At 67.8% G+C, this 12524-nt stretch carries 10 protein-coding genes and 1 pseudogene; 5 read left to right on the plus strand and 6 right to left on the minus strand.

The genetic code is table 11. The features are described 5' to 3' along the window. Positions 1-312: 312 nt before the first annotated feature. On the plus strand, positions 313-2757 hold the full coding sequence (locus WMF11_RS49605) for a cellulose binding domain-containing protein (RefSeq protein WP_437975748.1): 2445 nt from the start codon (positions 313-315) through the stop codon (positions 2755-2757). A 252-nt stretch (positions 2758-3009) separates the two neighbouring features. On the opposite strand, the gene WMF11_RS49610 is transcribed toward WMF11_RS49605, so the two are convergent. The 4 genes from WMF11_RS49610 to WMF11_RS49625 form a co-directional block, all read right to left on the minus strand. Next, entirely contained in the window at positions 3010-3408 is a 399-nt protein-coding gene (locus WMF11_RS49610; RefSeq protein ID WP_437975749.1) for a 2OG-Fe(II) oxygenase, read from the minus strand. Then, complete coding sequence (locus WMF11_RS49615) at positions 3392-3745, minus strand: hypothetical protein (RefSeq protein WP_437975750.1); 354 nt, start codon at positions 3743-3745, stop codon at positions 3392-3394. The genes WMF11_RS49610 and WMF11_RS49615 overlap by 17 nt, the downstream gene beginning before the upstream one ends. 127 nt (positions 3746-3872) lie before the next feature. After that, positions 3873-4079, minus strand: coding sequence for an NAD(P)-dependent oxidoreductase (locus WMF11_RS49620; protein ID WP_437975751.1), 207 nt, complete (start codon positions 4077-4079; stop codon positions 3873-3875). Between the two features lie 569 nt (positions 4080-4648). After that, entirely contained in the window at positions 4649-5566 is a 918-nt protein-coding gene (locus WMF11_RS49625) for a class I SAM-dependent methyltransferase (RefSeq protein ID WP_437975752.1), read from the minus strand. A 752-nt stretch (positions 5567-6318) separates the two neighbouring features. Between WMF11_RS49625 and WMF11_RS49630 the strand changes: the two genes are divergently transcribed. Next, a complete protein-coding gene (locus WMF11_RS49630; RefSeq protein WP_437979431.1) occupies positions 6319-6717 on the plus strand; it encodes an LLM class flavin-dependent oxidoreductase in 399 nt (132 codons plus the stop codon). After that, positions 6612-7136, plus strand: a pseudogene (locus WMF11_RS49635) (nitrilotriacetate monooxygenase); the annotation flags it as partial. The gene WMF11_RS49630 and the pseudogene WMF11_RS49635, both read left to right, overlap by 106 nt. 86 nt (positions 7137-7222) lie before the next feature. Here the strand turns inward: WMF11_RS49635 and WMF11_RS49640 are convergent. Next, positions 7223-8419 (minus strand): FAD-dependent monooxygenase, encoded by a 1197-nt coding sequence (locus WMF11_RS49640; protein ID WP_437975753.1) that lies wholly within the window; start codon positions 8417-8419, stop codon positions 7223-7225. 194 nt (positions 8420-8613) lie between these two features. On the opposite strand from WMF11_RS49640, the gene WMF11_RS49645 reads away from it, so the two are divergent. Continuing rightward, positions 8614-9174 carry a hypothetical protein gene (locus WMF11_RS49645; protein WP_437975754.1) on the plus strand — a complete coding sequence of 187 codons (561 nt, stop codon included), beginning with the start codon at positions 8614-8616 and terminating at the stop codon, positions 9172-9174. 22 nt (positions 9175-9196) lie between these two features. Here WMF11_RS49645 and WMF11_RS49650 read toward each other — a convergent pair whose 3' ends face one another. Then, complete coding sequence (locus WMF11_RS49650) at positions 9197-10879, minus strand: DEAD/DEAH box helicase (protein WP_437975755.1); 1683 nt, start codon at positions 10877-10879, stop codon at positions 9197-9199. Positions 10880-11095: 216 nt separating this feature from the next. On the opposite strand from WMF11_RS49650, the gene WMF11_RS49655 reads away from it, so the two are divergent. Next, positions 11096-12508: a CotH kinase family protein gene (locus WMF11_RS49655; protein ID WP_437975756.1), complete on the plus strand. Its 1413-nt coding sequence runs from the start codon at positions 11096-11098 to the stop codon at positions 12506-12508. The last annotated feature ends 16 nt before the right edge of the window (positions 12509-12524 follow it).

A 12524-nucleotide genomic window follows, 5' to 3' on the forward strand; every position in this document is an offset into this window, starting at 1 on the left:
ACAAATGATTTTGCACTGCTGAGCTTGACAGGGCTCCTTTGTTTGCCAATAGCGTTCGTCGCACCGAGACCGACCGCCCGCCGCGCCGGCACGAGCGCGCGGCGTGCGTCGTCCGGTGTGAGCCCCGGCATCACGGCTGAATCACGGCATCGCGCATGCGCATCGGGTCATCCCCGGCGCTTGCCAGGTCATGAATCCGGACGCTAGATCGGTTCGAGTGTCAGCAGCTCGTCGTGACGCACGGGGTGGTTCGTCGCCCTGCCGAACGAGGCGCGACGATCGGACGCTTCATCACCAACTTGGGTAAGAACCATGCACAACTTCAGCTTCCAGAGCAGATGGAACACGTGGGCGGCGGCAGCAGCGCTGGCGCTGCTGCCGGCATGCGGCGACGGCTCGACAGAGCCGATCGGCACATCGCAGGCCGCGCTTCAGGGCGCGAACGGGATCAGCGCGGATCGCGTGATCGATTCGCAGTGGGGTCAGGGGTACTGCGCGCACATCGTGGTGAGCAACCAGCACCCGAGCGCCACGACGGGGACGTGGAGCGTCGCGCTCGACGTCGGCCCGGGCGCCATCTTCTCGTCCTGGGATGGCACGTTCAGCGGGAGCACGGGTCAGATCACGGTCACGCCCCAAGGCAGCAATGCGGCGATCCCCCCGTCGGGCAGCCGCCAGTTCGGGTTCTGCGCCAGCATCCCGAGCCCGGGGATCGAGCCGGTCGTGCTGTCGGTGAGCAGCGACCTGCCGCCGATGGGCAGCGGCGTGGCGATCGCGGAGTACAAGTTCCCGGCCGCGATCGACGCGATGGTCAGCCCTGACTACGCGACCGAGCTCTGGGCGTCCTTCTACCGCCCGACGAGCCTCGAGGCCGGCAAGCAGTATCCGCTGCTCGTGTTCATGCACGGGAATCACCCCACGTGCGGCACGGGCGTGAATCCTCGCACGGACAACAACAACCAGTATGCCGCGACGGGGACGTGCCCGGCGAACTACGTCGTCGTCCCCAACCATCGCGGCTACGACTACATGGCCGCGGACCTCGCCGCGCGCGGCTATTTCGTCGTGTCCATCAACACGAACCGGGGTATCCATGCCGCGTCGGGCTCGCCCAGCGACGAGTTCGTCATCGGGCCGCGCGGACGCCTGCTGCTCCGCCACCTGGAGCGGCTGAGCCGCTGGGACAGCGGCGCCGAGCCGACGCCCCCGGAGCTCGGCGTGGATCTGCTCGATCGCATCGATTTCGACCAGGTGGGCTTGCTGGGGCACTCGCGCGGCGGCGAGGCCGTGCGGTTCGCCTACAACGAGTACCGCCGGAGCGGCAGCCCCTGGCCTGCGCTGATAGAGAGCCCCGTGAGCATCCGCGGGATCTTCGAGATCGGCCCGACCGATCAGGGCCAGAACGGCCAGCACCTCAACGCTGACCAGACGGCCTGGAACGTGATCCTTCCGGCCTGCGACTGGGACCTGAGCGATCTGCCCGGGATGCGCCCGTTCGATCGCATGATGAGCATCGCCGAACCGGAGCCCCTCTCCAAGTCCTTCTATCATGTGTGGGGCGCCAATCACAATTACTACAACAGCGAGTGGCAGCTCGCGGACGGGAACAGCGGCGGGATCACGGGTTGTATCGACCATGAGGAGCTCTTCGATCCGCTGGAGCACGGCTCGCCGGCGCAGCGCGAGACGGGTCGCCTGGCGGCCGTTCAGTTCTTCACCGCCAACGTGGGCGCGGAGCGCGACGAGGCCGCGAACGCCCTGTTCGACCCCGCCTTCCCCTTTCCGGACGTCCCGTACCGCGTCCGCCGCGGCTATCACCCGGGCGGCGGCTCCGCCGACAGCCTGATGCTCGAGGATTTCATCAATCCGACAGGCACGAGCTCCTACGGACTGCCGAACACGACCGGCGGCACCCTCTCGGTGGAGCACACGCCCTTGAGCGGGCACGACCCTTCGCTCTCGGGCGCCTGGATCCACGACGTGGCCGCGGGCAGCGCGACGTTCTTCCAGTCGAACTGGTCCGCCGCAGGCACGGGCTTCGATCTCACGGGGTACGACACCCTCGATCTTCGCGCCGACCGCAGCTGGAGCTCCGACCCGACCGAGGCGTCGTTCCTCGTGGAGCTCGTGAACGCCGACGATACCCGGTCGAGCGCCGTCGCCATCGATGAGTTCCTGGATCTCGGTCCGCCGCCGCGCGGCGGCACCACGCTGCCGACCGCGCGCATTCCGCTGTCCGCGTTCAGCGGCGCCACGCTCGCGTCGGTGCGCGGGGTTCGTCTGACCTTCACCACCCCGCTCGACGGAAGCAGCCTGTACCTGGCGAACATCCGCGCGACCCGTGCCACCACCGAGGCGCTGGCCGCTTCGGGGCAGCTCGCCTCCGTTGCGTCGAGCGCGGCGCCGCCGAGCTCCCTCGCGCGCGCCGCAGGCACGAGCAGGCCCGAGGCGCGGCGGATCACGGCGGGCAACGCCATCCAGAGCGTGAGGATCAGCGGGTCCGACGCTGTCGAGCTCACGCTCACGAGCGCCGAGTTCTTCGACCTCCGCGCGACCAACCTGGTGCTCACCGTCGGCGCCGAGCGAAGCACCGCGGCTCGCCATCCGAACGGCGATCTCCACACCGTTCAATTCCTGCTCCCGCGCGCCGCCTTCGACCGCCTCGCCGCGCAGGAGCCGATGACGGTCGACTACGGTCCTGGCTCCTCCGTGGCCTGGGACTTCGGGCACCTCGACAAGACAGCGCTCGCTCCCTGAGCTGACGACGGCGCGCCCCGGCCCGCATCGAGGCCGGACCGGGGCGCCCCACCGCCACTTCACGCGCGACGAGGCTCATTCCCACGTCGCCGCTCTCGTCGCCCATGCGGGCACTGGGCCATCGCAATAACCTTCGCATTTCGCGGTCGTGAAATCGCACGAAGACGGTTGAGGACAAAAATGCCGTAGCCCGACCGTTCGCTATTCGGCGATAAATGACTGAGGGCGAGCGAATTCAATCGCATGAAATGGTCAACTCGGCGCAGCGTTGGAGCGCATGCGCTTGAACATTGTTGTCCCGAGCGCAACCAGCGGATACAGAGGCGGACCATATAGAGCCTTCTTCTTTGTCGCGCTGAAAACGCTATCGCGCGGCGCCCTTGCGCCGATGAGCACCGTCCACCTGCCACGCGCAGCGCCATCGGCCGGAATTTGCGTCAGCTCCACTTCGTGCAGCAGCGTCTTGTCGAAGATCAGCGCATCCCCCCTGCGCAAGCCGAGATCCGCTTCGACCCTTCGCCGCGTCCCGTCCTTCGAATAGACGACCAAGTTGCCGCCTTCGTAGTCCTTCCCCGGTTCCGATAGGGCGACCCAGAACTGAATCAGCGGCAGCGGCGCCGGACCATCGTAATCCCTATGTTGCGAGAGCATTCCCCCGGTTGCTGTAGTATTGGGTGACGATCACATAGTCGTGCAGAGTGCCTTTCTCGTTGCGGTAGATTGGGTCGCTGAGCCACGCGCTTTCGATCTCATCGCGGATCGTGATGGCCCGACCGAGAAGACGGCCAATGAAGTCATCCTGGTGATTGTGGAAGTACTGGTAGATCCTGGCGGTCCGCTCCAGGTGGTCATGCGATCTAGGATGGACATAATCGCGCATGGACTTGGTGATGATCCGCGCGCGAATGCGACGGGCGTCCGTCATGAACTGCTCGCAGTTCTCCCGGTACTGGTCCGTCTCTTTCGCCGAGAACAGACCGCGAATCACGAAAGTTGTGCTTCGCTTCCTGCAGAACCCGCGGCGACACCAATCCAGCGGTGTTCTGCGTCAGGGGCAGCTACACGAAAATAGCATCACGGCCTGCGAACAACTCGTGCATCGATCGATGGCTCGTTCAGAGCGTCTTCTCGATGCTGTTCGGGTACCTTGTCCGATGGTGGCAGTAGACATTCGCGCCGAAGCCGGCGAGCCGGCGGTGTGTCTCGCGGCTGATAAGCCCGTATCCCACGATGCCAATGTCCTTGCGGTACAGAGTGCACCTGACGGCGACGACCCGGCTGTGTGCACCTCGGGTATCTGTCGCAGGCAGAGCCGAGGACAAGTACGTGTCTATGGCCGTGTAGCCGCGGTACGGCAGCGATCCTGCTAAGGCCTTCAGAGGCTAGGAAATCCAAACGCGATCCGAAAGTGAAGCTCCTCGTAGCTGCCGTCTCATCGTTCAGCCGCGTTGCTCGCGCCGGTTGGCATAGAGAACCTTGCGCGAGCCGCCCACCCTCCTGGAAAAGCGTCGCTAACTCAACAGTCTATCTACGCAAAGGCACACCCCCCCCTCCCGCGGCAATCGGGTGCTTACATGGAATTCTACAGCGGAGCGGATCTGGTTGCCAACTTTTTTTTCACCGACTCCATTTTGATAGATTTCACTCAATTTACCTGAAAACCGCAGCTCGGGCAGCGACGGATAGAGTGCCGTCCTGAGCGGATGCCATCGTTGATGGCGTACAGCTCGTGCTCGCCACTCGCCAAGCGCGGCACGTTGCAGTGGACCGCGCCGGCTGATCCCGACGCGGTCCTGCGCTGGTCCTGGTAGCGGTGACATCATCAGGCGCTGGTGCGCAGCGGTCACTACCGGCGCCGTGGTGCTCGGCCGCCTTAAGTACAACTGTAGTACTACGCTGCCCTGGCGGTGCGAGGGGGATCCTTGCGGAATGCGATCTCGACGTAGGGCAGGAAGGCCTCGATGGGCGTGTCCAGCCAGCGGCACAAGGTAGCCTCGCATAACGAATACGCCGCGAAGACGAGCTGATGAGCGCCACCACGCCTGCCCGCGAGGGCTCGCGTGCCCTCGCGCTGGCGCCAGCGGGCGAGCGCGCGGTCATCGCGGCCGGCAGGGGGGATGAGCGTGGCGCCCAGAGGGGCGAGGGTGCGTTGGACCTCCCAGAAGGTGATGCCGCGCTTGTGGCCGAGCCGCGCCGCGCGGTCCGGCGCGAGGTTGGACCACCAGCGGGTGGTGTGGGGGCCGCAGGGGAAGATGCCATTGCCGGAGCCCGAGACGATGATATTGCCGCCAGGCTTCACCACGCGGTACATCTCGGTGAGCAACACCCGGCGCAGATGGCGATCGGGGACGTATTGCATGACGGAGTTGCAGACGCAGATGTCGAAGCTGTCGTTCCGGAACGGGAGCCGGGAGGTGTCCGGTACGTAATGGAAGCGGACGCGGTCGTCCACGCGATGGGCGCGCCTGCGCCAGTCGCTCGCCTCGTGATTGAGGAGGTTCGGCTCGACGCCCGTGACGGCGGCGGCGCCGGCCCCGATCATCGCGAGCGAGAGCCCGCCCGTGCCGGAGCCGAAATCGAGCACCGACTTGCCTGCTATGCCACCGCGCTCGACCAAGAACGGCACGATATTGCTCTGGTGGTGGTCAACGAGGCCCATCAGGAACGCAGCGTCAGCGCAGGTAGGCGGCGGGACGCCGCTGCTGTCGGCCTGCGCTTCGTCCGAGACGCCAGCGCCCCGGCGGACCAGAGCACAGAAGTTTTGCCATGCCTGATGGTTCAGGCCACCTGGCTCAGTCTGGAGATCCATTTCGTTCGACCTTTTCCTCGAGCGTTATGTTCCGTACTGGCGCGGTGACACGGCGTACGCCATCGGCATAAACCTCGCCGGTCGCCCGACCACGAGAGGAGAAGATTACCTGGAGTTCCGGTCTGCGCCAGCACGGAGGCTCTTCACGTTGGGGAGTGAGGGCCAGCCCTGCCCCAAGGTAAGCTTGTGTTCAGGATCGTCGCCAGGAGGGGGTTCGCGGGGCTATGTACGCCAAACACCGTATGCGGCCGGGCCGTAGGATGGGACAGTCGCTATGCGGATCGCGGCGGTTGGAGCGCGCTCGAAATTACCCGCCGCCGCGTGCCCCGATGGATCGCCCGAAGAACCATTGCTGCGGCTCGTGGCCCTGATTCCTCCGTCGAAGTTTCCGCTCATGAGATAGCATGGCCTGGTCGCGCCTCGCCCGTCGTGGCGCTCTCTAGTGACGCCAGAGCCACGTCCCACGCCGCGGAGCCTGAGCCGCGAGCCGCCGGGGTGCTCGACTCATCGCTCCTCGCGTGGCGCAAATTGAGGGGATTTGTCAGGTGTTGCCCCGGAAGTACCTCCGCAGCACCTGTGCTTCCCCACGGGCTCTCGTCGCGCCGCCCGGTGGACTCTCAGGCGCACCTGCACCGGCACGACGCTTGCCCAGACTCCCGGAAGGTGGCTCCACCAGGGCCGACCGAGCCTGCCGTCCCGCCACGGGCCCGCGGCGGCTGACCTCTTCACGACCCAGCCCCAGGACCCTTCTCATGAGCTCACCCCGCAAGCAGCTTCGACTCGGCGCGTTCATCCCCGCCACCGGTCACCACGTCGCGGCCTGGCGGCACCCCGACGCGCACGCCGATGGAGGTCACAGCTTCAAGCACTACAAGCGGGTCGCCCAGGCCGCCGAGGAAGCCAAGTTCGATGCCGTCTTCCTCGCCGACAGCGCCGCCGTCTGGGGAGGGGCGTCCGATCTTGCTTCCCTGTCCCGGAGCGCCCGCGCCGCGGCCTTCGAGCCCATTACCCTGCTGTCCGCCCTCTCGTCGGTCACGGAGCAAGCCTCTTCCCCGTCGTCGGGCGCACCCAGGCCGAGGCGCAGGCGAAGTTCGACGCCCTCCAGGACCTGGTCCATCCGACCGTGGGGCTCGCGCTGCTGTCGGGGATGATCGGGGGATTCGACCTCTCGAAGTACCCTGTCGACGGACCGATCCCGGAGCTCCCCGCCAGCAACGGCGGCAAGAGCCGCCAGGCCCTCCTCCTCGATATCGCGCGGCGGGAAAACCTCACCATCCGCCAGCTCTACCTCCGGATCGCCGGCGCGCGCGGGCACAAGCAGCTCGTGGGCACGCCGGAGACCATCGCCGACCTGATGGAAGAGTGGCTGTTGAACGACGCCGCCGACGGCTTCAACGTGATGCCGCCCCACCTGCCCGGCGGGCTCACCGACTTCATCACCCTGGTGGTCCCCGAGCTGCGCCGCCGCGGCCTCTTCCGCACCGAGTACGAGGGCCGCACGCTGCGCGAGAACCTGGGGCTGCCGCGCCCCGAGAACCGATTCACCCGTCGCGCAGCCGGCGCGGCCTGAGCGAGCGCCGGCCGCTCGCTCACCTCGACAGGACGGCGCTCGCTCCATGAGTCGCGGCGAGATCTGCCGCCAGGGTCATGCGGCTGTCAGCCTCCGTTCGAGTAATCGGGGAGCTCGATCTTGTCGGCCGCGGAGGAGCCGAACCACCCCTCACGGCGCTGCAACAGGGGAGTGGAAGCGAGCCAGAGGACCCGGTGAAGGAGCGAGACCCCGAGCCTCGACTTCGGGTGCGCGATCCAGGGGACGCCTGGCGGGAGCTTCTGGGCCAGATCGACATAGGGGCGCATGAGCTTTTCATAGGCCGCGAAGGCGTCTCGATGGCCGGCGTGCCGCGACAGCTCTCCCGCGAGCACGTAAGCGCCGACGAGAGAGAGGCTCGCGCCCATCCCGCTGACAGGCGACGGGCAGTACGCGGCGTCACCCACCAGCGCGGCGCGACCGTGGGACCAGCGTGGCGCCATGACCTGGCTGACCGCGTCGAAATAGACGTCCTCGGCGTCTGCCAGCGCCGCGAGCACCCGCGGCGATTCCCAGCCGGCGTCGGCATAGACGCGCGCGAGGACCGCCTTCTGCTCGGCGACGCTCAACCTTTCATAGCCGCGCGGGGGCGACAGGAACCAGAGCGACGCCCGGGTGGTCCCCGTGTTGTCTGGACGCAGGAGTATCGATCGCCCGCCGGGGGCGTGGTACCAGCGAGCCCAGGCGCCGTCGGACGCTCCGCGGGGAATCGTGAAGTAGCTGGCATACAGGTCGAGCGGGCGAATCCTGGGCTCATCGCCGACGATGAGCGTACGGGTTCGCGAGCGGATGCCATCGGCGGCGACCACGAGGTCGAACTCGCGCGCCGTGCCATGCTCGAACGAAACCGTCACCCGGTCGCCGTGGTCCCGGAGGCCCGTGATCTGGTCGCCAAAGTCGTACTCCGTCGTGTTTCGGGTGCGGTCGTAGAGGATCCTGGCGAGGTCACCGCGGAGGATCTCGAGCTCCTTCGTGAACCCACCGGTGTCCGAGGTCTCCGCGGGGAACTCGGCCCTGGTCACGTCGTGTTCGTCGACGAAGCGGAGCCCCAGCTCCCCTGTCGTGGCGGCTCGGATGTCGCCTTCGATCCCCATGAGGCGCACGACCTTCCGCGCCGCGCCCTGGACGTCGATGTTCTGCCCGCCGAGCCGGAGTGCGGTGGCGCGTTCCACGACGACGGGTCGGAATCCGTAGCGCGCAAGCCAGAAGGCGAGCGCGGGACCGGCGATGCTCGCACCCGAGATCAGGACCTTCCGATGTTCCACCGGTGGAGTGTCACCGGGTCGGGGCAGGTGTCAACCCCGTCCGGTTCGACGGAGCCTCACGGCGGCTGGAGCATCGCCGGGCTGCGGCGTCGGGGTCCGCTCGGCGGGGCTCGAGCCCTCGGGTCTCCTCGGGGCGTCGTGCGGGCGCCGGCCTGGCGGTGCGTTCGGCCGCCGCTTCGTCTATCCTGGTCGCCATGATCAAGCGCAGCGGGAGCAGCCGAGTCGCGCCGGCGGACGACGTGTTCGCCGCGAGGAAGCGCAAGCCGGTACCGCACGAGTTCGTGCTCGACGCGCTCGCCCCGCTCGGGCCCGAGACGCGGCCGATGTTCGGCTGCCTGGCGGTCTATGTAGAGGACAAGATCGTCCTCATCCTGCGCGACAAGCCCGCGCCCGCGCAGGACAACGGCGTCTGGCTCGCCACGACGGCGGAGCACCACGCGGCCCTGCGCCCTGAGTTTCCGAGCATGCGAAGCATCGCGGTGCTCGGGAGCGGGGTGACAGGCTGGCAGGTGCTCCCGGCGGAGGCGCCCGATTTCGAGGAAGCCGCGCTGCGGGCGTGCGCGCTCATCGAGGCGGGCGATCCGCGCATCGGGAAGGTGCCGGGAGAGCGGCGGAAGCGGGGCGAGGCGCCGGCGAAGAGGGCGGTGAAGAAGGCGTCGGCGAAGAAGGCGGTCAAGAAGGCGCCGTCGAAGAAGGCGGTCAAGAAGGCGCCAGCGAAGAAGGCGGGGAAGGCGACCGCCAAGAGGGGATCTTGAGCGTTCGCGATGAAGGTCCTGGTCAGCGCTCCTGGCGCGGCGCTGTGACCCTCGCCCACACCGCGAGGATCATCGCCTGTTCCATCGTGCTCGGCGGGGGATAACCCCTCGGCGGCTCGGCCGGCAGGGGCACGGGCGCCTTTGCCCTGCGCCATGCCGCGTCGTGGCGCGCCGAGGCCCCGGCCGCGGGGCCGCGGCGCGCGACCTCGTAATCGACCGCGGCCACCGCCTCTTCGAGGGTGGAGAAGCGCTCGACCTGCCTTCCGTCCAGCAGGACGTGCCACCGCTTCCCGCGAGCGCCGCGGGTGAGGACGACGACCTCGCTGAGCGTGCCAGGCTTCCTCTCGTAATGGAGCGCGAGCCCGAAGCGGCCGAGAGAGGCCCACGCATTGCGCGAGATGGCCATCACCTCGGGGTCGACGCGGAGGCTCAGCGGATCGAAGTGCGCGGCGCGCTCCTGGATCTCGCGCAGCGTGATGCGGCCCGCCTCGACCTCGAACCCGGGGTAATCGAAGGTCACCTGCCGAAAGAAGCGGCTCGCCTCCGAAGCGTCCCTGCCCTCGAGATCGAGGTCGCGGGGCATGCCGAAGAGCGAGGGCAGCGTGCACAGCTGGAGCGAGGAGAGGTCGACGAAATCGAGGATCAGGCAATCCTTCTTGCCTGGATGCAGGCGCGTGCCGCGCCCGACGCACTGGGCATAGAGCCCGTCCGAGCGGGTGGGGCGGGCCATCGCGATGCAAGAGACGCCGGGGTCGTCGAAGCCCTCGGTGAGGACAGCGACGTTGGTGAGGACCTGCACGCGCTCTTCCCGGAAATCGGCGAGGATCCGGCCGCGGAGGTCGGAGGGCATGTCGCCGTGGACATAGGCGGATCGGACGCCGAGGTGGTTGAGCGCCTTCGAGAGGTTCCTGGCGTGCGCGACCGTGACGCAGAAGGCGATGGTGCGGCGGTCGCGGGCGAGCTCTTGAATGGAGCGGGCGACGAGCGCGTTGCGCTCCTCCAGGTCGACGGCCTCCTCGAGCTCGTCCGTGGCGAAGTCGAGTCCGCCGGCGTCGAGGGGGGAGAGGTCGGTGGCGGTGGCGACGCGGTAGCCGGTGAGGGGGGCGAGGTAGCCGTCCGCGATCATCTCGGTGAGGGAGCGGCTGTAGACGATCGCCTCGAAGACATCGTCGAGGCCTTTGCCGTCGCCGCGGGCCGTCGTGGCGGTGAACCCGAGGAGGGTGCCTGTCCACGCGGGGTCGAAGGCGCCGAGCTGGCGGAGGACGCGGCGGTTGTCGTCGGCGGGGGCGTGGTGGCATTCGTCGTAGATCACGAGGCCGATGTCGCGGCCGCCGGTGACCTGTTCGAGCCGCTTCTCGTGGAGGGAGCGTATGGAACAGACGATGACGCGCGCGTCCGCCGGGGCGCGGAGCTCGCCCTGCTCGACGGCGACCGTGGCCTGTCCGGCGAGGGCGCGCTCGATCTTGTCCTTGGCCTGGAAGAGGAGCTCTTCGCGGTGGGCGAGGACGAGGACCTGCCGCCTGGCGAGGCGGGCGAGATGGGAGAAGATGACCGTCTTGCCAGCGCCGGTGGGGAGGCACACGACCATGCGCCGGACGCCGCGCCTGCGGGCCGCGAGGACGGCGTCGACGGCGGCGCGCTGGTAAGGGCGGAGGGCGGGGGCGCCGGGGCCCATCGGTGCTGAGGCGGTCGCGGGGGTGGTCATGAGCTCTCGCGCGGGCGTCGCGCACCATAGCCCGGAACCCCAGTCCGTGCTCATCGGCGATCGGCGGCTCCCGCACGCCATGCAACGAGGGGACCTCCTCTCGACGCGGCGCCCCCGGAGAGCCCCGCGGCCGGGTTGATTGGAATTGACATCGACCATGTAGGCGAACACATTTTCACGAACGGTGTCCTTCTTCTTCGCCCTGGGTGTGTCGTCATGCGCATCGAGACCTTCGTCGGCTGTGTGCCGACAGCACTGCTAGCCTCGGCCCTGTGCGGCCTTGTCGTCGCTTGCTCCGAGCCCGCGGGACCTGGAGCGGCCGGAGCGGGAGAGGGGAGCAGCGGAACCGGCGCTGGCGCCGGCGACAGCGGGACGACGGGCAGCAGCGGGGGCCAGGCGGGCTCGAGCGGAGGGGCCGGCGCCGGGACGGGCCAGACGGGGGCGGGTGGGCGCGGGTCGGGCGGAGCAGGCGGCGGTCCTGATCTCAGCGCCGAGATCTACGACCGCACCAACCTGCCGCGCTTCGACATCGAGCTGCCCCCGGAGTCGGTTCAAGCCCTGCAGCAGGTGTCGGGCCCGGACGATCCGCTCCAGGACGAGTACGTCTCGGCCACGCTGCGCTACGGGACAATCACCGTTTCGAACATCGGGCTGCGCATCAAGGGCGAAGGCAGCTTCCGCGGCCTCGACGAAAAGGCGCCGTTCAAGCTCAAGTTCGACGAGTTCGTGGACGACCAGACCTTCCTCGGCCTCGAGCGCATGACGCTCAACAACATGGTCGAAGATCCGTCTTTCCTCGCGGAGCGCCTGGCGTACGACCTCTTCCGCCACGCCGGCTTGCCCGCCCCGCGCTGCAACAGCGCGCTCGTGTACGTCAACGGCGAGTTCTATGGCGTGTATGCCAACGTCGAAGCCGAGGACACGACCTTCCTCTCGCGCTGGTTCGCGAGCAACGACGGAAACCTGTACGAAGAAGGGCAGGTCGACTTCGTGCCGGGCGCCGAAGCAAAGTTCGATCTCGAGACCAACGAGGCCGCGAACGACCGCACGGACCTCGCTGCGCTGATCGCCGCCGTGGACACGGCGAAGAGCGCGACGTTCCTCGAGGACATCGGCGGCTCGCTCGACACCGATCACTTCCTGCGCTTCACCGCGGCCGAGGCCGCGGTGAATCAGTGGGATATGTACGCCTACACGGTCTTTTATCCGAACAACTTTCGTATCTACAACGACCCCGCTTCCGGGAAGTTCGTCTTCTTGCCGTGGGGGATGGACCTCTCGATGAAGCCCTTCCGCGACTCGGGCAAGCCCCACATCGCCCTGTTCGAGCTCGCGCGCCAGGGGGACTTCCCGAACGGCGCGATCTCGACGGGGCTCATCTTCCGGCGCTGCCTGGAGAGCCCAAGCTGCGTGACCGCCTACCGCGGCGCGGTGGAGAGCATCATCGAGGCGTACGAGAGCGCCGATCTCGAAGGGCTCGCCAGCAGCTACTACGAGCAGATCAGCGAACAGGTCACCGCCGACCCGCGCAAGGAATACTCCCAGAGAGAGTTCGAGCGGGGCTTCCAGAGCTTGCTCGACACCATCCGCGAGCGCCCGGACGCGCTGCGCGCGGATCTGGCCAGGTAGCGCTGCCCGGATCGGG

This window comes from Sorangium sp. So ce295 (assembly GCF_051527405.1).
In the GTDB taxonomy this organism is placed as follows: domain Bacteria; phylum Myxococcota_A; class Polyangia; order Polyangiales; family Polyangiaceae; genus Sorangium; species Sorangium cellulosum_B.

Bases quoted from the DNA above. Each gene is read 5' to 3' on its own strand.
- WMF11_RS49605 (WP_437975748.1), top strand. From the start codon at position 313: ATGCACAACTTCAGCTTCCAGAGCAGATGGAACACGTGGGCGGCGGCA.
- WMF11_RS49610 (WP_437975749.1), bottom strand. From the start codon at position 3,408: ATGCTCTCGCAACATAGGGATTACGATGGTCCGGCGCCGCTGCCGCTG.
- WMF11_RS49625 (WP_437975752.1), bottom strand. From the start codon at position 5,566: ATGGATCTCCAGACTGAGCCAGGTGGCCTGAACCATCAGGCATGGCAA.
- WMF11_RS49630 (WP_437979431.1), top strand. From the start codon at position 6,319: ATGAGCTCACCCCGCAAGCAGCTTCGACTCGGCGCGTTCATCCCCGCC.
- WMF11_RS49645 (WP_437975754.1), top strand. From the start codon at position 8,614: ATGATCAAGCGCAGCGGGAGCAGCCGAGTCGCGCCGGCGGACGACGTG.
- WMF11_RS49650 (WP_437975755.1), bottom strand. From the start codon at position 10,879: ATGACCACCCCCGCGACCGCCTCAGCACCGATGGGCCCCGGCGCCCCC.
- WMF11_RS49655 (WP_437975756.1), top strand. From the start codon at position 11,096: ATGCGCATCGAGACCTTCGTCGGCTGTGTGCCGACAGCACTGCTAGCC.